Origin of the sequence: Enterococcus sp. DIV1411a, from assembly GCF_050531945.1 — a bacterium.
Taxonomy (GTDB): domain Bacteria; phylum Bacillota; class Bacilli; order Lactobacillales; family Enterococcaceae; genus Enterococcus_B; species Enterococcus_B faecium.
Genome location: NZ_CP172892.1, coordinates 227,694 through 252,214, shown reverse-complemented (window position 1 = coordinate 252,214; position 24,521 = coordinate 227,694). Strand labels below are relative to the sequence as shown.

The 24,521-nt window shown below is 34.6% G+C and carries 23 protein-coding genes and 3 pseudogenes; 8 read left to right on the top strand and 18 right to left on the bottom strand.

All coding sequences use genetic code 11. The features are described 5' to 3' along the window. Positions 1-98: 98 nt before the first annotated feature. The 3 genes from IGJ87_RS01255 to IGJ87_RS01245 form a co-directional block, all read right to left on the bottom strand. Complete coding sequence (locus IGJ87_RS01255; RefSeq protein WP_002326406.1) at positions 99-650, bottom strand: DUF1643 domain-containing protein; 552 nt, start codon at positions 648-650, stop codon at positions 99-101. A 173-nt stretch (positions 651-823) separates the two neighbouring features. Beyond that, on the bottom strand, positions 824-1,123 hold the full coding sequence (locus IGJ87_RS01250) for a hypothetical protein (protein WP_002304103.1): 300 nt from the start codon (positions 1,121-1,123) through the stop codon (positions 824-826). Positions 1,124-1,149: 26 nt separating this feature from the next. Next, on the bottom strand, positions 1,150-1,458 hold the full coding sequence (locus IGJ87_RS01245; RefSeq protein ID WP_002326405.1) for a DUF960 domain-containing protein: 309 nt from the start codon (positions 1,456-1,458) through the stop codon (positions 1,150-1,152). 315 nt (positions 1,459-1,773) lie between these two features. Here IGJ87_RS01245 and IGJ87_RS01240 point away from each other — a divergent pair. Continuing rightward, positions 1,774-1,905, top strand: a pseudogene (locus IGJ87_RS01240) (IS256 family transposase); the annotation flags it as partial. A gap of 13 nt (positions 1,906-1,918) precedes the next feature. Here IGJ87_RS01240 and IGJ87_RS01235 read toward each other — a convergent pair. Beyond that, the gene (locus IGJ87_RS01235; RefSeq protein WP_113795503.1) at positions 1,919-2,872 is read right to left on the bottom strand and encodes an IS30 family transposase; all 954 of its coding nucleotides are present in this window, start codon (positions 2,870-2,872) and stop codon (positions 1,919-1,921) included. Positions 2,873-2,975: 103 nt separating this feature from the next. Here IGJ87_RS01235 and IGJ87_RS01230 point away from each other — a divergent pair. Continuing rightward, positions 2,976-4,019 (top strand): annotated as a pseudogene (locus tag IGJ87_RS01230) (IS256-like element ISEf1 family transposase); the annotation flags it as partial. Positions 4,020-4,424: 405 nt separating this feature from the next. On the opposite strand, the gene IGJ87_RS01225 reads toward IGJ87_RS01230, so the two are convergent. From IGJ87_RS01225 to xrtG, 7 genes are all read right to left on the bottom strand, one after another. Next, positions 4,425-5,129: a Firmicu-CTERM sorting domain-containing protein gene (locus tag IGJ87_RS01225; protein ID WP_002326402.1), complete on the bottom strand. Its 705-nt coding sequence runs from the start codon at positions 5,127-5,129 to the stop codon at positions 4,425-4,427. Between the two features lie 62 nt (positions 5,130-5,191). Then, positions 5,192-6,361 carry a GGDEF domain-containing protein gene (locus IGJ87_RS01220; protein WP_002326401.1) on the bottom strand — a complete coding sequence of 390 codons (1,170 nt, stop codon included), beginning with the start codon at positions 6,359-6,361 and terminating at the stop codon, positions 5,192-5,194. 17 nt (positions 6,362-6,378) lie between these two features. Beyond that, complete coding sequence (locus tag IGJ87_RS01215) at positions 6,379-7,083, bottom strand: EAL domain-containing protein (RefSeq protein WP_002326400.1); 705 nt, start codon at positions 7,081-7,083, stop codon at positions 6,379-6,381. A gap of 439 nt (positions 7,084-7,522) precedes the next feature. Beyond that, complete coding sequence (locus IGJ87_RS01210) at positions 7,523-9,043, bottom strand: TIGR03766 family XrtG-associated glycosyltransferase (RefSeq protein ID WP_025478680.1); 1,521 nt, start codon at positions 9,041-9,043, stop codon at positions 7,523-7,525. A 13-nt stretch (positions 9,044-9,056) separates the two neighbouring features. Beyond that, entirely contained in the window at positions 9,057-9,428 is a 372-nt protein-coding gene (locus tag IGJ87_RS01205; protein ID WP_002326398.1) for a 6-carboxytetrahydropterin synthase, read from the bottom strand. Positions 9,429-9,434: 6 nt separating this feature from the next. Further along, entirely contained in the window at positions 9,435-10,769 is a 1,335-nt protein-coding gene (locus IGJ87_RS01200; RefSeq protein WP_002326397.1) for a TIGR03111 family XrtG-associated glycosyltransferase, read from the bottom strand. Beyond that, positions 10,769-11,317: an exosortase family protein XrtG gene (gene xrtG, locus IGJ87_RS01195; protein ID WP_229060510.1), complete on the bottom strand. Its 549-nt coding sequence runs from the start codon at positions 11,315-11,317 to the stop codon at positions 10,769-10,771. The genes IGJ87_RS01200 and xrtG overlap by 1 nt, the downstream gene beginning before the upstream one ends. A gap of 512 nt (positions 11,318-11,829) precedes the next feature. Here xrtG and IGJ87_RS01190 point away from each other — a divergent pair. Then, positions 11,830-12,129: pseudogene (locus IGJ87_RS01190) on the top strand (transposase); the annotation flags it as partial. A 34-nt stretch (positions 12,130-12,163) separates the two neighbouring features. Here IGJ87_RS01190 and IGJ87_RS01185 read toward each other — a convergent pair. Further along, positions 12,164-13,333, bottom strand: a complete 1,170-nt coding sequence (locus IGJ87_RS01185) for an IS256 family transposase (protein ID WP_089030402.1) — start codon at positions 13,331-13,333, stop codon at positions 12,164-12,166. 365 nt (positions 13,334-13,698) lie between these two features. On the opposite strand from IGJ87_RS01185, the gene IGJ87_RS01180 reads away from it, so the two are divergent. Then, a complete protein-coding gene (locus tag IGJ87_RS01180; RefSeq protein WP_002323245.1) occupies positions 13,699-14,871 on the top strand; it encodes an IS256-like element IS1542 family transposase in 1,173 nt (390 codons plus the stop codon). A 250-nt stretch (positions 14,872-15,121) separates the two neighbouring features. Here the strand turns inward: IGJ87_RS01180 and IGJ87_RS01175 are convergent, their stop codons facing one another. Together IGJ87_RS01175 and rlmH are read right to left on the bottom strand one after the other, a co-directional pair. Beyond that, the gene (locus IGJ87_RS01175) at positions 15,122-16,108 is read right to left on the bottom strand and encodes a hypothetical protein (RefSeq protein WP_225596726.1); all 987 of its coding nucleotides are present in this window, start codon (positions 16,106-16,108) and stop codon (positions 15,122-15,124) included. 256 nt (positions 16,109-16,364) lie between these two features. Next, positions 16,365-16,844 carry a 23S rRNA (pseudouridine(1915)-N(3))-methyltransferase RlmH gene (gene rlmH, locus IGJ87_RS01170; protein ID WP_002287841.1) on the bottom strand — a complete coding sequence of 160 codons (480 nt, stop codon included), beginning with the start codon at positions 16,842-16,844 and terminating at the stop codon, positions 16,365-16,367. Positions 16,845-17,293: 449 nt separating this feature from the next. Here rlmH and IGJ87_RS01165 point away from each other — a divergent pair, with 449 nt between their 5' ends. Further along, positions 17,294-18,466 carry an IS256-like element IS1542 family transposase gene (locus IGJ87_RS01165; RefSeq protein WP_002323245.1) on the top strand — a complete coding sequence of 391 codons (1,173 nt, stop codon included), beginning with the start codon at positions 17,294-17,296 and terminating at the stop codon, positions 18,464-18,466. A gap of 138 nt (positions 18,467-18,604) precedes the next feature. Continuing rightward, positions 18,605-19,894: a S1C family serine protease gene (locus IGJ87_RS01160; RefSeq protein ID WP_002319485.1), complete on the top strand. Its 1,290-nt coding sequence runs from the start codon at positions 18,605-18,607 to the stop codon at positions 19,892-19,894. 38 nt (positions 19,895-19,932) lie between these two features. On the opposite strand, the gene ytpR is transcribed toward IGJ87_RS01160, so the two are convergent. The 4 genes from ytpR to pepA all read right to left on the bottom strand — a co-directional run bounded on the left by ytpR (position 19,933) and on the right by pepA (position 22,773). Beyond that, complete coding sequence (gene ytpR, locus IGJ87_RS01155; RefSeq protein ID WP_002294153.1) at positions 19,933-20,538, bottom strand: YtpR family tRNA-binding protein; 606 nt, start codon at positions 20,536-20,538, stop codon at positions 19,933-19,935. Positions 20,539-20,744: 206 nt separating this feature from the next. Further along, the gene (locus IGJ87_RS01150; protein ID WP_002292633.1) at positions 20,745-21,209 is read right to left on the bottom strand and encodes a universal stress protein; all 465 of its coding nucleotides are present in this window, start codon (positions 21,207-21,209) and stop codon (positions 20,745-20,747) included. A gap of 21 nt (positions 21,210-21,230) precedes the next feature. Continuing rightward, a complete protein-coding gene (locus tag IGJ87_RS01145; RefSeq protein WP_002287837.1) occupies positions 21,231-21,551 on the bottom strand; it encodes a thioredoxin family protein in 321 nt (106 codons plus the stop codon). Positions 21,552-21,693: 142 nt separating this feature from the next. After that, on the bottom strand, positions 21,694-22,773 hold the full coding sequence (pepA, locus tag IGJ87_RS01140) for a glutamyl aminopeptidase (RefSeq protein ID WP_002294156.1): 1,080 nt from the start codon (positions 22,771-22,773) through the stop codon (positions 21,694-21,696). Between the two features lie 199 nt (positions 22,774-22,972). Between pepA and IGJ87_RS01135 the strand changes: the two genes are divergently transcribed. Both IGJ87_RS01135 and IGJ87_RS01130 read left to right on the top strand, forming a co-directional pair. Beyond that, positions 22,973-23,323 (top strand): PepSY domain-containing protein, encoded by a 351-nt coding sequence (locus tag IGJ87_RS01135; RefSeq protein ID WP_002289862.1) that lies wholly within the window; start codon positions 22,973-22,975, stop codon positions 23,321-23,323. A gap of 227 nt (positions 23,324-23,550) precedes the next feature. Further along, complete coding sequence (locus tag IGJ87_RS01130) at positions 23,551-24,510, top strand: IS30-like element IS6770 family transposase (RefSeq protein ID WP_002303791.1); 960 nt, start codon at positions 23,551-23,553, stop codon at positions 24,508-24,510. Positions 24,511-24,521 lie beyond the last annotated feature (11 nt).

Genomic DNA, 24,521 nt, shown 5'->3' with positions numbered 1-24,521 from the left:
GAGTACATTGATAATTCATATAACATGTATCATCACATGTATTTTTAAAGTCAAAAAACATGTAAAACTACTTATAAGTAACACGAGAAAATAAAACGTTATTTTTCTTGAAATAATAATTGACTATCTGCCAATTGCCATTCATTACGAACATGAATACTTAATGGATGGGATAACTTGCCTTCTGCATTTATCAATACTTTGGTCATCTTCTTTTGTTTCGCACTCAATTGATCGTAAATGGTCTTCGCTTGTTCATAAGCCACTTGACTCGTTGCTGTAATCGAACCACAAGCAAAAATAATGGTATTGATTTTTTTTTCTGTAAAAACGGTCGTTAATATTTCCAAAGATTGTTCATCATTGCCACGAGGAAATACCCGAGGGCTTTTCGCTTTTGTATACGAAAAAAGATTCACAGCAACAAAACCAGTAAATCCCAATTGTCGGATATTCTTTTCGATTAATAACATACTCAAATCATTCGTAAATGGTTCTGTATCTGTTGGACGAATGGTAATGACTACTGCTAATTTTTCTTTCTCTTCTTTTCCTTTGATCGCCCATTGTCGTTTGAAAACATAGCGATGGGTATGATGAGGATCTCGCCAAACTTCTGTTTGTGTGGTCACTAATTCTTTTTCAATCATCTCTTTTTCTCCTATGCTAATTTTTGTTCAAGCACTTCAATTACCATTGCCGTTATAAGTGTCAATACTAGTTGAAAATATTTCATATTCTTTCTCCTTTTTTCTTCATAATTTGATGAATCGCGGTAAGGATATCTTCTAAACATTTCGCAATCATTCTCAAATAATCGATCTTATTCATCCGTTCCTCCAATCTGACTCCAAACCAATCGTCCTTCTACCAGTAACCCACGAACAAATTCTCGCTGGCTGGTAATATCTGTAATGAAATAAACTACATAGTCTTTTCCATCTTCTGGTGCGCAATAAATATAAAGATGTGTCATCACTAAACGTGGTAGATGAACATCTTTAGGAAGCGTACCTATTTCAATTTCCTCTTTTTCCATCGTAACGGATTCATAGCCCCACTCTTCAGAAGCAGTGACCAGCTGTGCACACTTTTCCAGTACTTCGATAGCCGTTTCTAACAAGTCCTTTCGTTCCTTTCTTTTAGATACTAGTATTCTTCTGGTAATAACATCGTTTGATACTCACCCGAATCAATGACCCATATTTTTTGAGACACTGATTTCAAACGAAGCTTAGGTGAAATCAGATACTCTTTTCTTTCTTCCGGTTCTTCTTGACGATGAACCAACTTTTGATTTCCTTTTTCTATAGAAAATTCAAAAATTTGAAGATAGTCTAAAGGAAGTTGCTTTTGAACCTTTTGATCGATTAGGTTCCAACATAAAGCTTGTAATTCCACTGGTAAACTGTCCATTAGTCCCTTTGTGACATAACGTTGTCCTTTATTTTGAAACATTTCTTTTCCCTCCTTTGCCATTAAAAATAGCCCAATCTTCTATAAAGAAGATTGGGCTTCATGGATATAATATATAGTTAAATTTATCTTTGTTTCATTGCTATATTATTTAGATTAATTGGAAGACATCACGAATAAATATAAGAAGTGCTTTCTTAGAAATCTATATTTCCTATTTCCATATTTAGTATCTCTATACTAAATTGCGGAGAGTGTAAAATATTTTGTGTAAATGAAAAAATCCATACAAAAAAGGAAATCCCTTCTGTAGAATAAAGTTAACGACAACCAATTCACAGAAAAGAGGACTTCCCCATGAATGATTTTACTACAGAAATTGTGCAAACTCTAGTCACTAAAGGCGATTTAAATGAATTATTCCGTTTGCACTTAGAAAAAGCGATAAACACACTCCTACGGACTGAATTAACGGCTTTTTTAGATTATATTATTTGTCAAATTAAGCGAGACAAAACTTTCCATTTACGTAACTCAAAAAAACTTCTAATGGTGTTTGGTAATTTAGTGATTTTCTAGGGATATGGTTTCTTCTGGACGCAACGGATGAGATGAATCCTTGATTGACTTGGTTGAAGTCCATTTCTTTTGGTAGTCCATCTTTTCGGAGGAGTCCGTTTGAATGTTCATTTAATCCCCGTTGGGAAGGCGTTCCTGGGTCTGCGAAATAAATATCAATATCATTTGTATTACTAATACTTTTCCAATTAGAGAATTCTTTTCCACAATCAAAGGTAATTGATTTGAAAAGATTTTTGGGTACGGATTGAAGCCATTCATTAATCGAATTTTCAATATCAACTGCCTTACGGCCTTCTGGTTTCAAGGCGATAATGGCTTTTGAAAGTCGCTCAACGAGTGTGATGACGGCACTTTTATGGTGGATGCCGACAATCGTGTCACCCTCTAAATGTCCAAATTCTTCTTCGAAAACGACATAATCTTTTTTACGTTCAGAAATATTTCTTTTGAATGCCTGTTTTCCACGTTTTTCCTTATAACCATTTGGTTTTCGTTTTCCTTGCATCGGTAAATGTAAAACATTGAATTCTCCCGTCTTAAACCGGCGATAGAGGGTACTTACTGAACAAGAGAAGGTTCGCTCTGCACGGCCAATAATGACGTCTGGGGTCCAACCTTCAGTTGATCTTTTTGCAATGTATTCTTTTTCCTCAGCAGGAAAAATGATTTCGGTTCTCCCACAACGTCGCTTATTTTCTTTGTATTGTTCAAAGTATTCAAGTGCTGTTCCACCACATTTGAGAAAGTTATAGACATTGTAAATTGTTTGGCGTCCACGTTTAAGCTGCTTCGCAGCGATAGCAACCGGAGTTTCTTGATGAAAATATGCTTCTATCATTACAAGCTCGTTTGGTGTAAGATGGGTATAAGTCATTTATGTTCACTCTCCTTGTATGCTTTAGCGGGTATTACAATTTGAGTGTAACATAAATGGCTTTTTTATTTGTCTCGCTTAATTATACAAACGGCGTTACTAAAAATATGATCGCACTGGTTTTAATTCAGGTAATTCGAGAAACGGTTCTTATGTTCGATCAATCAAAACCGAATATGGTGAATTAACATTGGAAATACCTAGAGATCGTAATGGTGAGTTTAAACAACAAACTTTACCAGCCTACAAAAGAACAAACGACACATTAGAAACCACTATTATCCATTTATTCGAAAAAGGTGTTACGATGTCTGAAATTGCTGATTTAATCGAAAAAATGTATGGGCATCACTATACTCCACAAACCATGTCCAACATGACTAAAGTTCTGACTGAAGAAGTAAACGCCTTTAAATCCAGAGCCTTAAATGATAAGTATGTTGCTATTTTTATGGACGCTACTTATATTCCATTAAAACGTCAAACCGTATCCAAAGAAGCAATTTATATTGCCATTGGTATACGAGAAGACGGCACTAAAGAAGTACTAAGTTATGCGATTGCTCCGACTGAATCAACATACGTTTGGAATGAGCTGCTACAGGATATTAACTCCAGAGGAGTTCAAGAAGTCTTGCTTTTTATTACGGATGGCTTAAAAGGCATGAAAGATACCATCCAACAAATTTATCCTAAAGCAAAATATCAGCATTGTTGTATCCATGTATCTCGTAATATTGCTCATAAAGTACGTGTCAAAGACCGAAAAGAAATCTGTGATGACTTTAAGGCTGTTTATCAAGCTAACTCAAAGGAAGAAGCGAATACATTCTTATCCTGTATGATTGAGAAATGGAAGAAAAACTATCCTAAAGTGACGCAGTCACTCATAGAAAACCAAGATTTATTGACTTTTTATGAGTTTCCGCCCAGTATTCGTAGAACCATTTACTCAACCAATCTAATCGAGTCTTTCAATAAGCAAATTAAAAAGTACAGCCGCAGAAAAGAGCAGTTTCAAAATGAAGAATCACTAGAACGCTTTCTAGTCAGCATTTTTGATACATACAATCAAAAATTTCTAAACAGAAGCCATAAAGGTTTCCAACAAGTAACCGATACATTAGTTTCAATGTTTACTGAGTAACTAATTATTTTGCAGAAGGACGATTTATTTACACAAAATTATTGACGCTCCCTACATATTTTCAAATGTAACATAGTTAAGTAAATCTCTATATTATTTTTACAATTGCGTTGGCATAGAATTTTAATCAATCACTATATTCACTCATTCCATAAAGTTGTTTCCATCTAGATATAGTAATTATATGTTCTATATTCTTTTAAAATATAATAATTTATGTAAAAAAGAGGGGTAACCACTTCCCCAAAATTCCCCCTCAAAATATCTTAAAAGATATCTTTAATTCTATTATAAGAAATTTGAAATAATTAAATCAAGACATCTTTAACCACAAAAATTGTTATTCAAATACAATTTTTGTGGTTATACTATAGCTATTTCCTCATAAATATTCCTAATTATTAATCAAGAAATTCTTGAGAGTAAGTTTTTTATTTTAATTTTTTGGGATTTCTCTTTTTTCCATAAAGAATAACCTACGATTACTGCTGCAATTCCGGCAAGTATCCATGGCCCAGTGCTTCCTCCTGCTACAGAAATCATCTGCTGTCCCAAATTGTTATTGCTATAAGTGATAGTTTGACTGCTTGTTGCTTCTACTTTCAATTGCTCAAAAGGAGCTGCAACTTCCACTGTATCTGAGTAAGAAGTAGCGCTATAATTCGTTTTTACACGAGTAAGTTTCCCTGGAATCGTTAAGTTAACAGTATTATCTTCAGCCCAAAAATTGACCTGAACATCTTTTGTTTGACCAATAACTGACAGGTCTTCACTATTAAATACATTAATAAATGTCATCCAATACACTTTGTTTCCAATTGTCAACCTATGTCCACTTGGTTGTAAATTACGGTAGTTATGTCCTTCTGGTGCCATATCCAAACAGAAATACAAGTTCTTATCATCCGTGACTAGGCTAGCATATTTAATATTTTGTCCATTTTCATAAGAAAAAAACATTTTAGTCTTTGGCAAGTCTGACCAGTCACTAAATGCACCATCAATCACAATATCATACTTATTGTCTGCATGAGCATTTATTGTCAAAAAAACATCCGTTATTACCATGACTAGTAAAGCGATAAGCAACTGATAGTATTTTTTTTTCATTTGGTTCTCCTCCCTAATAACCGCTATAAATACTGTAAAAGTAGAAACACAATCTATTCTAATTAGGTAATATAATTGATTTTACCATCCATAAATATGGCATTACGTCCCGCGCGCTTAGCGATATATAAGTATTCATCCGCACGCTTATAAAGATCCTTCTTACTATGATCCGTTATATTATAATGAGATACACCAGTGGAAATGGTTACTCGAATTTCTTCTCCCTCAATAATGAAGGAAAAATTTTTTATCTTTTTACTTATCACTTTCAAGATATCCATAATATCATGATGTTGTTCTTCTTGAAATAATAACCCGAACTCTTCCCCCCCAATCCGAAATACCTGATTTTCTAATTGATATTGAAAGAGTGTTTCTTCAATGATTTGAGCTACACTTTTTAAAATTCTATCACCTGTATCATGTCCATAATTATCATTGATCCTTTTAAAATGGTCGATGTCGACTATAGCAAGCACCAAACTATTTTTTAAATTCGGAGAATCGAACCGTTTCTTAAATTCTTGTTCAAAAGTCAATCGATTTTTTATACCAGTCAAAAAATCTATTTGAACTTGGTTTGATAATTCATTTATTTTTGCAAATTGTTTATACACTAATCTGTTGACTAAACGAACTATAATCATCAAAAAAAGAAAGTTTAATAAGAAAACAATATATGTAGGAAAATCAAATTTCAAAGATGGATTCATTTTGAACCCCCAAGTAGATCCGAAAAGAAAAATTGACAAAAAGAATGTAGAAAAATCTGTTAGGGCTCTATCTTCTAAAACCAAAACAAGATAACATGATAAAAAGATCCCTCCTATAATAGCTATTGAAATAATGTAATCTTGTGTTGTGTGATATTCTCCTTGATACATATAGTAAAAGGTAATAATACTGCCTAGAAACACATTAAAGTAAATGACCCATTTTTCTCTAAATAGATATAAACTATAGAAAAGAATGACCATTTGTAAATCAATATTTTGAACAACAATACCATAAGCGTAATTCTGAATAATGTAAGAAAAACCAGGTACCCCTTGCAAAATTAACAAACTATTGATTATAATCAATATCCAAATAATTCTTTTTAGACTACTTTTTGTTTCAAAAACAGGTGATTGAGTTACTCCCATAAAAATCATGTAGTTACAAAAAAGGAGTCCCATTACAATAAATAGCCGAATAATCATAAAATACATTCCATAAAATATTTCCATCAAAAACTTCCTCCTTATCAATCGATATTTTGGAGCCTTTTCGGTATCGAGTAAAGATAGCCTTGATGATAACAAGAAATATTTGTTTCTAACCATTGTGCAAATTCTTGATTTTCTATTCCTTCAACAACAAAGAGCTTATCTAACTGAATCGCAATGCTTGCAAACAACTTTATAATTTGCTTCAAAGTTTCTTCCGAAGTTGTTTTCCTAAATACCATTGTTGAAAATTTGATGATATGAAAGTAATTTTTCATTTTAAACATAGCACTTAAAGAATTAATCCCTTGACCAACATCATCTATAGAAACTGTGTAACCAAATTGGATAATTTTTTTTAAAGCATCTTCGTTTATTAAAGAGTAATAGGGGTAGTTTCTCTTAAGGGGCGGAGTTTCTGTGATTTCAATAATTAATTGATGCTTATACCGCCTCAACTCTTCAAGCAGTAAAAAGGTGGAGTCGTACTCTAACTCTTGTGGGTCTAAATTAAGACTAAAAATTTTTTTCGGATTATTTTCTAAGATCTTAATTAACGTTTTCTTTAGCCAATACATATATAGCCAATGTTTATCTAGATCGCTAATTATACTCAAATGAAAATCTTTAGGAAAAATACTTTCACTTTCTTTTTTTCTTAATAATAACTCATAATAAATTGTTTTCTTCGTTTCTGGGTGATGAATCCCCTGACAAAAAAAATTTAAATCATTATAATTCATTACCAAAAAATACTCCCTTAACAATTTTTCAAAAAATATGATTATTCCAATATACTTACTATTCGCTTAAACAAAATAATACTTGATGTGGGATATTCTCCTTGATACATATAGTAAAAAACAACAATTATACTTAGAAAATATCAAAGCAAACGAACCATTTTTATCAAAATAGATATAGAGACTAGAAAAGAATGATCATTTGTAAATCAATGTTTTGAACAACAATCCCATTAGTGAAATTCTGAATAATGATAAAAAAGCGAGGCACTATTGATCATTGTCAAAATCCAAACAACTTTTTTAAATCACATTTTGTTAAAAATAGCTAATCGGGTTACCCTCACATGAATGATGGAGTTAAAGATTCTATATCAAGTAGAGACAGCCTTGATGGTAACAAGAAATATTTGTTTCTAATCATTCTGCATGTAATCCGTCATTTCGATGCGAAGAGTCGTTTAATAAAATTTATGCTGTTGTCCATAGAAAGACTTGCCAATAATAAAAAAATTGGTAAAAACTGAATTAAATATCGACTACGTCCTCCTTCAAACAAAAGCAAGAAAATGAATCCTCCAACTAAACTCAGTCGCAACATCTGTTCAAATTTTCCTTGATACTTCCATCCAAATACGATAAAAAAAAGACAAGTGACCCACCAAATTTGTGCAATAAAACGAAAATCAGCGATTCGTTCTCCATACAAGTAATACCATTCTTCTAGCCAACCGCTGTATCCTTTACCCGTAGGTATTTCTCTCTCTTTGATAAATGACCCTTCTTTTAGCCAAGCAAATGTTCCATCTGATGTATTGTTTCGATGTTTTTGAAATAGAAAGTTCAAATAGCCAAGAATTCCTCTTTCTTTGAGACGCTCGTGGATTTTTTCTTTTGAATAAGCGATCTTCGCTTCTTTACTCGGTAATTTAGCCATTGCTTGTGCATCTTCAGCACTATACCCACCATCGTTGGTTAGGCCGATGTTCATAAAATGAATCATTGGAATTCCGCGACTTTCATCTATAGTAATATACTGCTGCTTTTCTAATAGTTGATTGCAGACAGCATACGTTACACCTGCGGTAAGTACGGCTATTAATAGCAATACCAAACGACCTTTTGACTGCCATTTTTTTTCAAAAAAACTTACTAGTTCAATCAATAAAATAGCAATGATAGGAATCAACGCTGACGGTTTGATGAAATAACCCAATGTGGCAACCACAGCCATAGCAATAGCGCCAACTGCTCTGTATTTTAAGTTAAGCTTTTTCTTGTTCATCAATGCGTAAAAGAATAGACTGGAAGAAACAAAAGGCAAGACCCATGTATCCGTATACGGGACGATGATCCAAGGAAATACCAATAACCAGATTCCTTGCAGATAAATAGAAGGAAACAAATAGTTTCGGGCTAGTAAGCGAATCGATAGTACGTTGAGCAAGACTGAAAGATCAACTAAAAAGAGTGTCACAAAATCAAAAAAGAGCCACGAAGTCGTTGAGAACCACTCAGACAATTGATGTTGCCACAAGAGAAGTGGTAGATTATTCTGATTCAAACTATAATAAGCAAGAATCTCAGGACTCATGTTATCTGTCAGGGCATCATGAATTGCTGACACATCCCAGCCTATCGCCGGATGTAAGAAGTGTACAAAGGTCACTTGCCAAACTAAAACAACTATAATGAATATAGTGATAGCTATCATGCGATTTTTTACAAAAAGCCACTTAAATGATCGTTGTAATTTTGGATGACAATAAAGCGCAATGAACAAAGCAACTGCACTTAAAACAAGATAAGTCGTAACTAATGTCGTACTGGTTCCAAGGGTTTGATTATCTCCGATTATTAAATTAGGAGAAGTCAGTGCAAACAATAACGCCGAAACTATGAAGATAAAGAATAGGACGTTAATTAGTCTATTCCCAGCATTAAATATTTTCGATTTCATTCTCCACCCCATGTTACCCTTGTTTTTCAATACAATAAAAGCGAGTAGGTGATTCCCCTACTTCAATCCGAATCAACTCCGTTTGGATTGCTGCAAATCTATGAAATAATTGATCATAGAAATAATTAGCTACATTCTCAACTGATGGGTTGATTTCCACAAACGGTGACATTTCATTTAAGAAACAGCCTGAGAAAGGTTGGAAGAAATCCTTTAGCACCCCTTCTATTTCTTCAAACAAGTGCATTTCGCCATTATTGGATTTGATTTCACAAATAATTTCCCAGGTGTGATTATGTTTTGCTCCCATACCACCTTCCCACCGCATCGCATGACTTGCATTAACATGTGATTTAAATTTATAGATACAGCTTTTTTCTGACAATGATGATCACTTCTTTCTAATTTTCATTAAATCATTGGAAATAGTTTCTTTAATCTGTCCTATTTCTTTTGAAAAAGGCGTCGCATTCCATTTCGAAGTAGAAGTGATTTCATTAATAATTCCAATCAAACGAAACCATGATATTAAGAAATTATAGAATGGAAAGGTTAACACTTCTATCCATTGTTTAAAATAAAATTTTTGTTCAGACTTAAAGGATTGCAACAACAATGAAATGCTGATAAATTTGAGTAACGAGTCAAAGAAATAAAGCAAATAAATGAGTAAATAAGATAGGAACAATATTTTAACTGTATAACCAAAGAAAAATAAAACGGTACTAGCAAACAACCAAATCATTTTTGGAAAAATAAACGTATGGTCAATAATTAACCTGCGTACCAAAAAATTATCAAAAAATTTGCTTAAACCAACTTGCTCTTCAGAATAGTCCTTGGCTACTTCTAGCTCACCTCGCTGCCACCTTTGTCGTTGAATATATAATTCATCGAGAGTTTGGATCGGTTCCACATAGAATATAGCATTCTCACATAATGAAACTTTTCCTTTTAATCGATGCCTTATTTGAAACGTCATATCGGTATCCTCTCCAACAGTATCTGTGTTGTAGAGATAGGTATTAATTAAAATTTCTTTTCTAAAACCAGAAAATGCACCGGCCATTGTGAATAAATGATTATTCATTGCTTCGACATTTCTTCCAGCTAGAAAAGACTGGGCATATTCTATGTATTCACTTTTTTGTACCCAACGAATCAACGAGGATTTAGTTTTCTCAATAACTTCTTTTTGCGTTAATATCGTACCAGTCATGGCAGAGATACTACAATTACTTTCAAAATTTAGAACCATGTTCATCAACGCTGTCGGTTCTAAATAACCATCGCTATCTATATTGATAATGTATGTGCCGATACTATTGTATATAGCAGAATTCAGTGCTTGTGCTTTTCCTTGTTCAGTGCGAATCCAATGCATATTAAGATGGTTGAACTGATTATGTGCCTCATCAAATACAGAAAAGCTAGAGTCTGTACTTCCATTGTCTGCTAAAATAATTTGAATATTTTCATTCGGATATGAAGAAGCATCAATCGACTGGATGCATTTATATAAAGAATCTGCCGAATTATAAACAGGGATGATTACAGTTATGAAAGGCAATTTCTCTGGTAATTCCAACGGTTTAATCCGAAACTTTTTGAAGAATAAGTAACAAATGGAATAGATACCTGGTATGATTTCCACTAACAAAGGAATGAGCAACCAAGTAATCCAGAAGCCCATTTGTGCAAGTGTTAAGTTAAATACATAATCCATTAATATACCCCTCTTTTAAGCAATTTACTCTTTTTTTGATACAAACTTTTGGCCACTTGAGAATACGTAAATGTGTAATAATATAAAGCAATGACTAATCCATAAAAGATTAATCGCCCTAATATCGAATGTGCAAAGAAATAAAGTTGACTACCGCCAAAATGCACAAGCATAATAACAAGAAGTAACCTTATGACATTGCTAGCAAAAATACATAATATACCAAAAATTCCATAGAAAAATTTTTCCTGTCGATCGTATAAAGGATAGAAAGTCAACAATCCTAAAAATGCTGCTGTTTCTATAACCCCTGAACATTCATAATCAACATACAAAGACATTTGTTCCTTTGCACTATGGACAACAAGCAAACTATACTGACTAAACGTCTCTGTAACATGAGTGATTGAATCAAATAAAGCGACTGCTTTAATTAACAATTGAGTCAAGAACCAAACCCAATAAGGTCTACTAAACAAGATCAGGAAATAAAACAAACCTATACTGCCTAAAATAAAGTAGAAGGCTGACAGTCTAGAGCGTTTCATTATGGACAATAAGTAAATCCAGATAAATAAACAAATCAATATATATATGTTCATTTTTCAATCCTCTTTATATAGTTAATCTCATTCAATTCATAATCAATAAGATCAGTAATTGGCAAATTTTTTAATACACTAATAAATATTTTTATCATCTCTCATATGTTCAAGAAATGGTAGCAATTTTTTAGCTATCAAAGAATGACTAGTTTTCTCAGTGTAATTATAAATAACTTACGCTTTAAGTAATAAAACAATACACGTGCTTAATTTTGAATGATTTACAATAATTGAATATTTTAATAGTTTATAGCGATATAATTGATTAATATGTTCTGATTTTTCTAAATATATAATATATACTTCATGATTTGAAATCAACAATTATTTATCTTTGAATTACAGAAAGAGAGTGTAAAATATTTTGTGTAAATGAAAAAATCCATACAAAAAAGGAAGTCCCTTCTGTAGAATAAAGTTAACGACAACCAATTCACAGAAAAGAGGACTTCCCCATGAATGATTTTACTACAGAAATTGTGCAAACTCTAGTCACTAAAGGCGATTTAAATGAATTATTCCGTTTGCACTTAGAAAAAGCGATAAACACACTCCTACGGACTGAATTAACGGCTTTTTTAGATTACGAAAAATATGATCGCACTGGTTTTAATTCAGGTAATTCGAGAAACGGTTCTTATGTTCGATCAATCAAAACCGAATATGGTGAATTAACATTGGAAATACCTAGAGATCGTAATGGTGAGTTTAAACAACAAACTTTACCAGCCTACAAAAGGTTGCGTCAAGAATTATGTGTAAATGGAAAAGCCCATTCTGTTGATCAAGTTAAAACATTGATTCTAATGTATCATGTATTTCTTTAAAACCTTTATGAACTCGGCATAGAAACTTTTGATTATAGTTGTTGAATTGAGATACTAGAAATCTCTCCAGAGATTCTTCATTAGGAAATTGCTCTTTTCTTTTGGTATATTTCTTTAATTGTTTGTTAAAACCTTCAATCAAATTAGTTGAATAAATAGTTCTTCTGATTGACGGAGGGAAATTATAAAAGGTTAATATAGCAGGATTCATGAGCAATTTAACCACTCGTGGATACTGCTTTTTCCATTTATCTATCATAAACCTTATTTGATTATTTGCTTCTTCTTTTGAACTTGCTTGGTAAACTAATTTGAAATCGCTACAGATTTCTTGTCGATCACTAACACGAACCTTATGAGCGATATTTCTAGATATATGGACACAACATTGTTGAAATTGAGCATTTGGGTAAACACTATGAATACTATCGTTAATGCCACTTAAACCATCAGTTACGACTAATAAAACCTCTTTTAAACCACGGTCTTTTAGGTCTTGAAGAATCTCTTTCCAAACATAAGCAGATTCAGTTGGAGCAAGACTAAACCCAAGAACCTCTTTGGTTCCATCTAATCGAATGCCAATTACAATATAAACTGCTTCTTTTGAAACAGTTTGTCTTTTTAAAGGAATGTGAGTAGCATCCATAAAAATGACAGAGTATCTGGATTCTAAGGACCTTTCTTTAAAGGCAATAATATCTTCAGAAACTATTTTAGTCATGTTTGAAATGGTTTGTGGCGTATAGTGATACCCGTACATTTTTTCAATCAATTCAGAGATTTCAGACATAGTAATTCCTTTTTGAAATAGCTGAATAATAGTGGTTTCTAAAGAGTCATTGGTTCTTTTATAAGCTGGTAAAGTTTGTTGAGAAAACTTACCATTTCTATCTCTAGGAATCACCAAATTTAATTCTCCATACTCTGTTCTGAATGAACGTAAATAATTCCCATTACGGGAATTAACTGAATTGAACCCAGCACGATCATGTTTTTCATAATCAAGAAAAGCTGTTAATTCAGCCTGCAATAATGAATTAACAGCTAATTCTAAATGACATCGAAATAATTCATCTAAATCACCTTTATTGATTAGTGTTTCCATAATTTCTGTAGTAAAATCGTTCATATGGAAGTCCTCTTTTCTGTGAATGTGTTGTGGTAACTCTATTCTACAGAAGGGACTTCCTTTTTTCTATTTACACAAAATATTTTACACTCTCTCGTTTTGAACTCATAATCGTTGTTTTTTGTATTATTTTTTATCATATAAACTAAAATATTTGATTAAATATCAGTTGTTTTGATTCTATATTAGATCATCTTTATCTTTCAATAACAAAAGACAGCTAAATTATTTTTATTATAATTTTAAACAAATGCCTCTTTTCAACGATAAAGTCCATATAATTGTGTAAAAGATAAAAGGCCATGTAACAGCCCTTTTACGGTACAATGTTTTTAACCACAAAAACATACCCAGGAGGACGTTACATGACCCAAGTACATTTTACACTGAACAACGAAGAGGTTCAAAGTATTATTGAACATTCGGTAAAAGATGATGTTTCTAAAAATATTTTAACCACTGTTTTCAACCAATTGATGGAAAATCAACGAACAGAATATATTCAAGCCGATGACTATGAACGTTCAGAAAGTCGTCAGAGTCAAAGAAATGGCTATTATGAGCGAGACTTTACGACTCGTGTGGGTACACTCGAATTAAAAGTGCCTAGAACACGTGATGGTGAATTTTCACCGACGGTGTTTGAGCGTTATCAGCGAAATGAAAAGGCACTGCTCGCTTCAATGCTTGAGATGTATGTTTCGGGCGTTTCGACACGTAAAGTTTCAAAGATTGTTGAAGAGCTATGTGGAAAATCTGTATCGAAATCTTTTGTTTCTAGCCTGACTGAGCAGTTAGACCCGATGGTCAACGAATGGCAGAACCGTTCACTCTCAGGTACGAATTATCCTTATCTGATGACTGATGTTCTCTACATAAAAGTCCGTGAGGACCATCGAGTGCTTTCTAAAAGCTGCCATATTGCGATCGGGATAACAGAAGGTGGCGACCGTGAAATCATTGGCTTCATGATTCAAAATGAAGAAAGTGATGACACATGGTCCATCTTCTTTGAATACTTAAAAGAACGCGGCCTAAAGGGGACAGAACTCATCATTTCTGATGCCCATAAAGGCCTAGTGTCTGCGATTCGTAAGTCATTTACCAACGCAAGTTGGCAGAGATGCCAGGTCCATTTTTTAAGAAACATCTTCAGTTCCATTCCAAAAAAGAATTCAAAACCGTTTAGAGAAGCAGTAAAAGCGATCTTTAAGTTTACGGATATTGAACTCGCTCGAACAGCTAAGAATGCCTTAGTCGGTGAATATATCGACCAGCCTAAATATACAAAAGCCTGCGAAATATTGGATAATGGCTTCGAAGATGCCTTTCAATACACGGTTATCGGAAATAGTCATAATCGGCTAAAAAGCACCAACCTTCTTGAACGACTGAACCAGGAAGTCCGCAGAAGAGAAAAGATTATTCGGATTTTTCCCAACCGAACGTCTGCCAATCGATTAATTGGAGCTGTCCTTATGGACCTTCATGACGAATGGCTCAGTTCTACAAGAAAATATATTAAGTTTGATCAATGAGAGACCGGTAAAACATTGTATAGTATTTTACACAGGATTATGGACTTGACTTTTTCAACTCTCGTTAGTCTTCTTATTCTCATAAAAATAGATTACTCTCCTCTAATGAGTCGAATAATCTTAATACATGCTAGACATTTTTTTGATTCAAAAACGCTTTAAAATTCCCTAAAAAATTTCTCTTCATCAATATCTAAAATATTTTTGAGCTATGTACAAGAAGCATTTTATTCTAGCTTAATTTGACAAATCATATAATATCCACGCGGTCTCTTAATCCATATAAAAGTTCTAAATCAAGATGACTAATTAATAAGTCTAGTAAAGCAAGTTCTTTTGCTGTTTTTTTATAAGCTTCTTCAATCTTACTAAAACTCTCTCTATCATCACTTTTGCTTGAATCTATCTTGTCAGATTCTGAGAAATATTTATCAAAAATTAACTGACCAACTTTTGACGAAACTTGAACTAACTCTTCTGATTCATTGTTCATGACAGTCAATTGAACCTTCTCAAAGAGTTCATAGTTAAGCAAATCAGTGTATTTAAAATGCTGATTATATTCTTGTTTAATTAAATCTTTGAGAGTATCTTCATTCAATTCCATACGAGAATATGTTTCCACAATCCAACTGTCAAAAAATATTCTTCTTAAATCAAAATTATTAAAGAAATATGAACGATCTACTATCTCATCTATTCTAGTCATTACCATTTTCGATATTGACTGTATAGCATATGAGATACCTGTATCATACTCTTCTTTGATATAACATACTCGACCTGCTATCTCAGGATTTTTATCCTTATAATAATTAAATATTTCATTCAAAGGATTATGAGTATAATTTTTAAAAAAATATGATGCATTGAACCTTCTATTAAATTTCCCATATCCAAAAATTTCATTGCTTTTCTTGAAAAATAAAATTAAATTTTTATATTTTTCAAGAATTTCACTTCCTAAGTCACTGACCATATAAAATGTCATATATTTGGAATGTTTTTTAATATCTTCATCAGAAATCGTTGACTCTGCTTCTAAGATAAGTAAGTCTTTCGTTAATTTGTCCTTTCGATTTAAAAGTTGCTTTATATCAGAGACTGTCAAATACTTCAAGAACTCTTTTGGTGTATTTTCTCGAATAAAACCAGCTCTTAAAAGTCTCGAAATACTTGAATGAATGTTGATTTCCTTAGTATTTAAATGAAGAAAGAAATCACCCTTTGTGATCAACTTATTTACATTTTCTTTTAAAACAGGTTTATTGATCATATTATATAAAAGATAAATATCATCAGTATTATAGTCCGGCGTAGTAACTCCTCCATATACTTTTTTATAACTAAAATTCTAACATTTTCATAGAAAAATTTTCCACAAAAATAGTGTTTTTATCGTTGACAAAACTTTTAATATCCTAATATTTTGCACGCGCTCAATTTACTGTCTTTCTATAGTTATTCTCTCTCATCCAATTATAAAAATATCATTATTTGTGGTATGGAGCCCCCGCATTGATCCGAAAGGCACGGTAGATTTGCTCGACGAGGATCAGACGCATCAATTGATGTGGATACGTCATTTTGCCAAAAGAGATCTGAGCATTGCTTCTTTTCATGACGGCTTCGCTGAGTCCTAAAGAGCCGCCGATAACAAAAACAAGGTGGCTTTTTCCTTGGATACCTAATTGGTCGATTTGTTTAGCAAAAGATTCGCTTGTGGGATTTTTCCCTTCAATTGCTAAGGCATAGACATATTCTTGTTCTTTGATTTTCGCTAAGATCCGTTCTCCTTCTTTTTCTTTTACTTGTCTCATTTGCGCTTCACTTAAATTCTCCGGGGCTTTTTCGTCAGGAACTTCGATCAATTCGATTTTTGCATAGGCATTCAGCCGTTTGACATACTCATTGATACCTTGGATCAAGTATTTTTCTTTTAATTTTCCTACTGAAATAATTTTGATATTCATGTTTTCTCTCCTTTGGTCTTCATGCTCACTTTGTTTATTATAATCAATTTTTTCGTCTATATGTTTATTTTGGCTATTTTTGTTAAAAAGATTTCCCCAACAGTTATGCACAACATCCACAGGTTTATCCACAGAAAACAGTGTTATTTTACCTTATTTCATCACATTCATTAGGCAAACATACGTTTTATAAGAATTTATCCACTTTATACACAGGCTGTGGATATGTTTTATCCCTTATTTTTCCAATCCTATCCGCGTAGTTTTACACAGTTTCTTTGGAAAAAAGCAAATCAAATATTTTCATCTGAAAACAATGGTTTTTCCTAAAGTTTTTCATAAAAAGTTCGATAAAGTCCATATAATTGTGTAAAAGATAAAAGGCCATGTAACAGCCCTTTTACGGTACAATGTTTTTAACCACAAAAACATACCCAGGAGGACGTTACATGACCCAAGTACATTTTACACTGAACAACGAAGAGGTTCAAAGTATTATTGAACATTCGGTAAAAGATGATGTTTCTAAAAATATTTTAACCACTGTTTTCAACCAATTGATGGAAAATCAACGAACAGAATATATTCAAGCCGATGACTATGAACGTTCAGAAAGTCGTCAGAGTCAAAGAAATGGCTATTATGAGCGAGACTTTACGACTCGTGTGGGTACACTCGAATTAAAAGTGCCTAGAACACGTGATGGTGAATTTTCACCGACGGTGTTTGAGCGTTATCAGCGAAATGAAAAGGCACTGCTCGCTTCAATGCTTGAGATGTATGTTTCGGGCGTTTCGACACGTAAAGTTTCAAAGATTGTTGAAGAGCTATGTGGAAAATCTGTATCGAAATCTTTTGTTTCTAGCCTGACTGAGCAGTTAGACCCGATGGTCAACGAATGGCAGAACCGTTCACTCTCAGGTACGAATTATCCTTATCTGATGACTGATGTTCTCTACATAAAAGTCCGTGAGGACCATCGAGTGCTTTCTAAAAGCTGCCATATTGCGATCGGGATAACAGAAGGTGGCGACCGTGAAATCATTGGCTTCATGATTCAAAATGAAGAAAGTGATGACACATGGTCCATCTTCTTTGAATACTTAAAAGAACGCGGCCTAAAGGGGACAGAACTCATCATTTCTGATGCCCATAAAGGCCTAGTGTCTGCGATTCGTAAGTCATTTACCAACGCAAGTTGGCAGAGATGCCAGGTCCATTTTTTAAGAAACATCTTCAGTTCCATTCCAAAAAAGAATTCAAAACCGTTTAGAGAAGCAGTAAAAGCGATCTTTAAGTTTACGGATATTGAACTCGCTCGAACAGCTAAGAATGCCTTAGTCGGTGAATATATCGACCAGCCTAAATATACAAAAGCCTGCGAAATATTGGATAATGGCTTCGAAGATGCCTTTCAATACACGGTTATCGGAAATAGTCATAATCGGCTAAAAAGCACCAACCTTCTTGAACGACTGAACCAGGAAGTCCGCAGAAGAGAAAAGATTATTCGGATTTTTCCCAACCGAACGTCTGCCAATCGATTAATTGGAGCTGTCCTTATGGACCTTCATGACGAATGGCTCAGTTCTACAAGAAAATATATTAAGTTTGATCAATGAGAGACCGGTAAAACATTGTATAGTATTTTACACAGGATTATGGACTTGACTAAAAGTTCACAGTCTCAAAGTAGACTAAAGTCAACAAATAAGAGTATACTAACAGTAGATAAATGAATGTAATTGGAGGAGGAACACATGGATAGAAAAAATGTGACACCAAAGATGAAAAAAAATAAAAATAATAGCCTCTGGCGTAAGTTAGGTCTGGGGCTTGTTGGAGGGATCGTTGGAGGACTACTGACAGCTGGCATTTTTTATGCAGCGATGGGCACTGGCAACAATAGTTCTACTGCTACAAGCGGCAATCAGAATTCTGCCGGTGAAACAGTTGTGGAAAATGTCAAAGTCAATGTAGATTCTGATATCACCAAAGCGGTAGATAAAGTTCAAGACGCTGTCGTTTCTGTTATCAACTTACAAAGTCAAAACCAATCAAGCGGTTTTGGCGGACTATTCGGGCAGCAAGAAGAAAGTAGCAGCTCAGATGATAGTAATTTGGAAGCTTATAGTGAAGGAAGCGGCGTGATCTACAAAAAAGACGGGAATACTGCTTATGTAGTCACGAATAATCACGTAGTAGATGGCCAGCAAGGTCTTGAAGTCTTGATGAAAGACGGTACGAAGGTAAAAGCTGAATTAGTTGGAACAGATGCTTATTCAGATTTAGCGGTGTTGAAGATCAATTCAGACAAAGTCGAAACAGTTGCCTCTTTTGGTGACTCAAGTGCTCTGAAGGTTGGTGAGCCTGCGATTGCGATTGGTTCCCCACTAGGATCTGAATATGCAAATTCTGTCACTTCAGGAATCATTTCTTCCTTGAACCGACAAGTGACAAGTACGAATGAATCGAACGAAACAGTCAATATCAATGCGATCCAAACAGATGCAGCAATCAACCCTGGAAATTCTGGTGGTCCTTTAGTTAATATCGAAGGACAAGTTATCGGTATCAACTCAAGTAAGATCGCAAGTACTTCTGAATCTACTTCTAATGTAAGCGTAGAAGGAATGGGATTTGCTATTCCAAGTAACGATGTAGTGAATATCATCAATCAACTGGAAAAAGACGGAAAAGTGACACGTCCAGCTCTAGGTATCACAATGGTCGACTTATCTGCCGTTTCTACTCAGCAACAAGAACAAATCTTGAAGATTCCTTCATCTGTAACTAACGGTGTCATCGTGACAAATGTCCAAACAGCTACACCGGCTGAAAAAGCTGGATTGAAACAATACGACGTCATTACTAAGATCGATGACAAAGAAGTTTCTTCTGGTGTAGAACTTCAATCTGCTTTGTATAAGAAAAAAGTGGGAGATTCTGTCAAAATCACTTACTATGAAGGCTCGAAAGAAAAAACAACTACTGTTGAATTGACGATCGATCAATCGGCATTAAAACAAAATCAAAATAGTGAAAATTAATAAAAAAGAGGTTGTGACAAAGACTTGTCACAACCTCTTTATTTTGGAAATGCTTCTCCGACTACGGCATCCTCAGGCAATACTAAGATTCCTTTTTTTGCTGGAGCATTTGGCAAATGCAATTCACGAGCGGAACAGATCATTCCATAGCTATCTACCCCTCGCAAAGTTCCTGGCCAGATCATCATTCCATCTGGCATCATAGCTCCTGGTTTTGCAACGACAACTTTTTGTCCAGCTTCGATATTGGGTGCACCGCAAACGATTTGCAATACTGTACCATTGTCTACTTCTGTCTCAGTAATCGATAAATGGTCAGAATCAGGATGTGGGACGCATGTTTTTACGTACCCGACAACGATCTTCGGTTCATGATCAGCTTCAAGCTGTTCTTCGAATCCTGCTTCTTTGATCAATCGATTCAATTTCGCTAATTCCTCATCTGTTAAGCTTACTTGGCCGTTCCCTTCGATTGTTAGATGATCGGAGATATGGAAAAAGTTCCAAGCAACAACTTGTCCTTGTTCATCTTTGATCCGAGCAACATTCCATTTGCGTTCAACGGTGTTTTCTGTTCCTTTATCGTCGGCTATAATAACCATCAAGGTGTCTCCGACGTGTGCTTTGTTATAAGCAAAAATCATGTTCTTTCCTCCATTATCCTTTGCTGAGATTTATCTTAACAAAAAATTGCATTCACTGCATGAGATTTTTTTCATGCTTTATTTCCGAAGAAGCCTCTTCTGGAACACCATTTATTCGTAACAAGGGACTGTGACAAGACTTTTGTCACAGTCCCTTTACTGTTTTTTAGTTAATTGATTAAAAAGGTCGTACAAGTTCCACTTGCTTAATTACTTGGCTGTTCTTCTTCGTCAGAAACGATCAAGACATCACAAGGTGAATGACGTATCACGTAGCTGGCTACACTTCCTGTCATAAAGCGTTCGACTGCATTTAGACCTGACTGCCCAACCATGATTAGATCGATTGCATATTTTTTTGGCAATTTGACTGCCATGGATTCACGAACAGAACCATATGCAATAATTCCTTCTATATTTGTGTAATCAACAGATTTCCCATATTCTTTACATTCTTCGATCATTTGCTTGGCTGTTTCAGTTTGCTGATCGACTAGATTTTGATCAATAGGTGCATAGCCCATAAAGTTATAAAATTGCTGATCGATTACGTTTGCTACATATACTTTCCCATTATTACGGCGAGCCACTTCTACCGCTTTTTTGAAAGCAGCAAGTGCTTGTTCACTACCGTCGATACCTACTAAAATGTTCTTATATTCTTGATTCATCTTGACCCCTCCTAACAGATGTCAGCCTTTTGTTACACTTTCTAGGAACGATTCGATTTCCTGTTTTGTTTTACGATCTTTATTCACTAGACGACCTAATTCTTTTCCGTCTTGGATCACGACAAAACTTGGGATACCAAAAATGTTCCATTCAGCGGCTACATCTATGTACTTGTCACGGTCTACTTCAATAAATTGCCAATCAGAAAAGTCATTTTCAATTTCAGGCATTTGCGGTTTGATAAAACGGCAGTCTCCGCACCAGCCGGCAGTAAAGAAAAATACACTCTTTCCAGTTTCTACGTAGCCTGCTAATTCTTCTAAACTATTTGGGATAATCATTCTTTGTCCTCTACTTTCTGTTTATGTATTTTTCAATTAAATTATACACCTTTCTTTCGAACTAACAAACATTGATCCTCTTTTTATAAAAAAAATCTGGCAAAAGCAATCTTTTGCCAGATTTTATAGTTTCACTATCGCATTATTTTCCGTATACGATCGTATTCACTGTTGATTTATCCAAACCTTTCAGTGTTTGAATCAACATTTCTCGTGCAGCTTCAAAATCGCGAATACTGAACATCGTTTGATGCGTATGGATATAACGTCCCACTACGCCAATCACTGTACTTGGGATTCCTTCGTTTTGTGTATGAGCAGCACCTGCATCTGTACCGCCTTTTGAAACAAAGTATTGATAAGGGATATTGTTTGTTTCAGCGATATCCAGCAAGTACTCGCGCAAACGAGGAAGCATGATCAAACCTGGATCTTGGATACGCATCAATGTACCTTCTCCTAAATGTCCGAATGTGCCATTTTTCGTCACTGTATCATCTGCTGCAGAGCAGTCTACTGCAAAGAACAGATCTGGCTTGAATTTATTGACAGAAGCTTTAGAACCACGCAAGCCTACTTCTTCCTGGACATTCGCGCCTGCAATCAATGTATGACCTAATGTTTCATTTTGCAACGCTTCTAAAGCTTCTAATACCATTGTACAGCCATAGCGGTTGTCCCATGATTTGCTGATGATATTCTTTCCGTTGGCTGTTTTGATCGTTTCAGCGTAAGGAACGATTGTGTCTCCTGGAAGGACACCGTAACTCATTGCCTCTTCTCTTGATTCAAACCCAGCATCGAACAAAATATCGGTTACTTCTACTGATTTTTGTCCGCTTGTTCCTCGCAATAAATGCGGGGGAACGGAAGAAGAAATACATGGATAATTCTTACCAGTAGAGGTTTTAAGTGTAAAACGCTGTGCAGAAACAACGTAAGGATTCCAGCCGCCTAGAGGTACGACTTTAAAAAGCCCGTTTTCTTGGATTTGTGTCAGCATGAATCCGACTTCATCCATATGTGCTGCGACCATTACACGGGGTGCATCCGCTTCTTCATGATGGCGCAGACCAAAAATGCCGCCCAAACCATCTAACTGTAACTCATCTACCAGCGGTTCCATATGACTTTCCATATAAGCGCGAACATCTTGTTCAAAACCGCTTGTTCCTTGTAATTCTGTTAACTCTTTGATTCGTTGAAATGTTTTTTCTTCCATATGCTATTCGTCTAAATTTCAGACTAAACTCCTCTCAGACTTATATTGATCTGCGGATAAAATATGATTTTTTCTGCAGACCGATCGTATTTATTATAGCTTATTTTTTCTGGTAGCGGTTATTTATTTCAAAGAAAATATGAGAGTGTGGTAAAATAAGCACAAGGAGTAACAAGTGAGAAGAAGGAGGTATGTCCACATGTATGAAGAAAGCGAACTAAGCTATTTTAAAGGCGGGTTAGCAGTTGGAATCGGTCTAGGATTATTGAGCGGGGTAGCTTCAACGATTTGGTATCATCGCAAAAAAGTATTGTCAGCAGACCAAGTACTTGAAAATATCAAGTCATCTTTTCTAAAAGAAGGTGCAATCGAAGGTTCTTGGATCTCTTTTGAAAAGGAACCTATTAGGAAATTCGCCGTTCGGTCGAGTGCTTATCGGGGAGGTCTTTCTCGAATAGAAGATGGCGAAACTGTTTATTATGAATTTTTAGCAGATGCTCATACAGGAACCGTATTAGAAATTTCAAGAAAAAAAGGTGCAACAGATTAATACGTCAAAAAAGTGAGAGAACGAATACGCACCCACTATTCAAAAGAGAGGTATCATGTCCTTCTTTTGTAGTGGGTGGTTTTTTAGATAGAGCTTTCCAAACATATATTCCAGTATTTTCTTTTTAAATACGCGAATTGTAAAATTAAGTTAGAAAAATAAAAAGGCATTTATGGTACACTCAAATTGTATTTCCGACGAAAGAAAACAAAGGAGTGTAACCATAAATGACCTACAAACATCTTACCATAGACGAACTGACAATGATAGAATCATATTATCTTCAACATAATAAGCCGGTTGAAATCGCTAACCGAATGGGACGTGCTATACAAACTATTTATAATGTAGTCAATAAGTTCAAGCAAGGCAAGACTGCTCTTGATTATTGGCACCAGTATAAAGAAAATAAGAAAAAATGTGGTAGAAAAGTCATTCAATTACCTGCTCATGAAGTAGATTACATTAAAGAGAAAGTCACTCTTGGTTGGACGCCTGACGTCATTATCGGGCGAAAAGAAAGGTCTGTTTCATGCGGTATGAGAACACTTTATCGTTTATTTTCTAAAGGAATATTTGATATTGACACACTACCGATGAAAGGTAAAAGAAAACCCAATGGCCATCAGGAAAAACGGGGAAAACAACAGTATCAGCGCTCAATCCATGATCGACCTGATAATTATCCTGATTTCAATTCTGAGTTTGGTCACCTTGAAGGTGATACGATCGTTGGCATTCATCATAAAAGTGCCGTCATTACTTTAGTTGAAAGATTATCTAAAGTCATTATCACGATTAAACCCAACGGCCGTAAGGCATTAGATATTGAAACTGCCCTTAATCAATGGTTTTCTCGCTTCCCTAAAAACTTCTTTAAATCTATTACGTTTGACTGTGGAAAGGAATTTTCTAACTGGAAAGCCATTAGTAACCAACATGATATTGATATATATTTTGCGGACCCTGGAACACCTTCTCAACGCCCATTAAACGAGAATTCTAACGGGATTCTGCGTCGTAATGGACTGCCGAAATCAATGGATTTTAGAAAAGTGAATCAGACATTTATTTCCAGTGTCAGCAATCAACGTAATCATATTCCAAGAAAATCATTGAATTACAGAACACCAATCGAAATATTTTTGAGCTATGTACAAGAAGCATTTTATTCTAGCTTAATTTGACAAATCATAAT

What these genes read in the sequence shown, in the direction of transcription:
- IGJ87_RS01220 (WP_002326401.1), bottom strand. Translation starts at nt 6,361, where the DNA reads ATGGAAATATTTTATGGAATGTATTTTATGATTATTCGGCTATTTATT.
- IGJ87_RS01160 (WP_002319485.1), top strand. Translation starts at nt 18,605, where the DNA reads ATGGATAGAAAAAATGTGACACCAAAGATGAAAAAAAATAAAAATAAT.
- IGJ87_RS01150 (WP_002292633.1), bottom strand. Translation starts at nt 21,209, where the DNA reads ATGAATCAAGAATATAAGAACATTTTAGTAGGTATCGACGGTAGTGAA.
- IGJ87_RS01200 (WP_002326397.1), bottom strand. Translation starts at nt 10,769, where the DNA reads ATGGATTATGTATTTAACTTAACACTTGCACAAATGGGCTTCTGGATT.
- IGJ87_RS01165 (WP_002323245.1), top strand. Translation starts at nt 17,294, where the DNA reads ATGACCCAAGTACATTTTACACTGAACAACGAAGAGGTTCAAAGTATT.
- IGJ87_RS01135 (WP_002289862.1), top strand. Translation starts at nt 22,973, where the DNA reads ATGTATGAAGAAAGCGAACTAAGCTATTTTAAAGGCGGGTTAGCAGTT.
- ytpR (WP_002294153.1), bottom strand. Translation starts at nt 20,538, where the DNA reads ATGATTTTTGCTTATAACAAAGCACACGTCGGAGACACCTTGATGGTT.
- IGJ87_RS01255 (WP_002326406.1), bottom strand. Translation starts at nt 650, where the DNA reads ATGATTGAAAAAGAATTAGTGACCACACAAACAGAAGTTTGGCGAGAT.
- xrtG (WP_229060510.1), bottom strand. Translation starts at nt 11,317, where the DNA reads ATGAAACGCTCTAGACTGTCAGCCTTCTACTTTATTTTAGGCAGTATA.
- pepA (WP_002294156.1), bottom strand. Translation starts at nt 22,773, where the DNA reads ATGGAAGAAAAAACATTTCAACGAATCAAAGAGTTAACAGAATTACAA.
- IGJ87_RS01215 (WP_002326400.1), bottom strand. Translation starts at nt 7,083, where the DNA reads ATGAATTATAATGATTTAAATTTTTTTTGTCAGGGGATTCATCACCCA.
- IGJ87_RS01145 (WP_002287837.1), bottom strand. Translation starts at nt 21,551, where the DNA reads ATGATTATCCCAAATAGTTTAGAAGAATTAGCAGGCTACGTAGAAACT.
- IGJ87_RS01245 (WP_002326405.1), bottom strand. Translation starts at nt 1,458, where the DNA reads ATGTTTCAAAATAAAGGACAACGTTATGTCACAAAGGGACTAATGGAC.
- IGJ87_RS01130 (WP_002303791.1), top strand. Translation starts at nt 23,551, where the DNA reads ATGACCTACAAACATCTTACCATAGACGAACTGACAATGATAGAATCA.
- rlmH (WP_002287841.1), bottom strand. Translation starts at nt 16,844, where the DNA reads ATGAATATCAAAATTATTTCAGTAGGAAAATTAAAAGAAAAATACTTG.
- IGJ87_RS01180 (WP_002323245.1), top strand. Translation starts at nt 13,699, where the DNA reads ATGACCCAAGTACATTTTACACTGAACAACGAAGAGGTTCAAAGTATT.
- IGJ87_RS01185 (WP_089030402.1), bottom strand. Translation starts at nt 13,333, where the DNA reads ATGAACGATTTTACTACAGAAATTATGGAAACACTAATCAATAAAGGT.
- IGJ87_RS01210 (WP_025478680.1), bottom strand. Translation starts at nt 9,043, where the DNA reads ATGAAATCGAAAATATTTAATGCTGGGAATAGACTAATTAACGTCCTA.
- IGJ87_RS01235 (WP_113795503.1), bottom strand. Translation starts at nt 2,872, where the DNA reads ATGACTTATACCCATCTTACACCAAACGAGCTTGTAATGATAGAAGCA.
- IGJ87_RS01225 (WP_002326402.1), bottom strand. Translation starts at nt 5,129, where the DNA reads ATGAAAAAAAAATACTATCAGTTGCTTATCGCTTTACTAGTCATGGTA.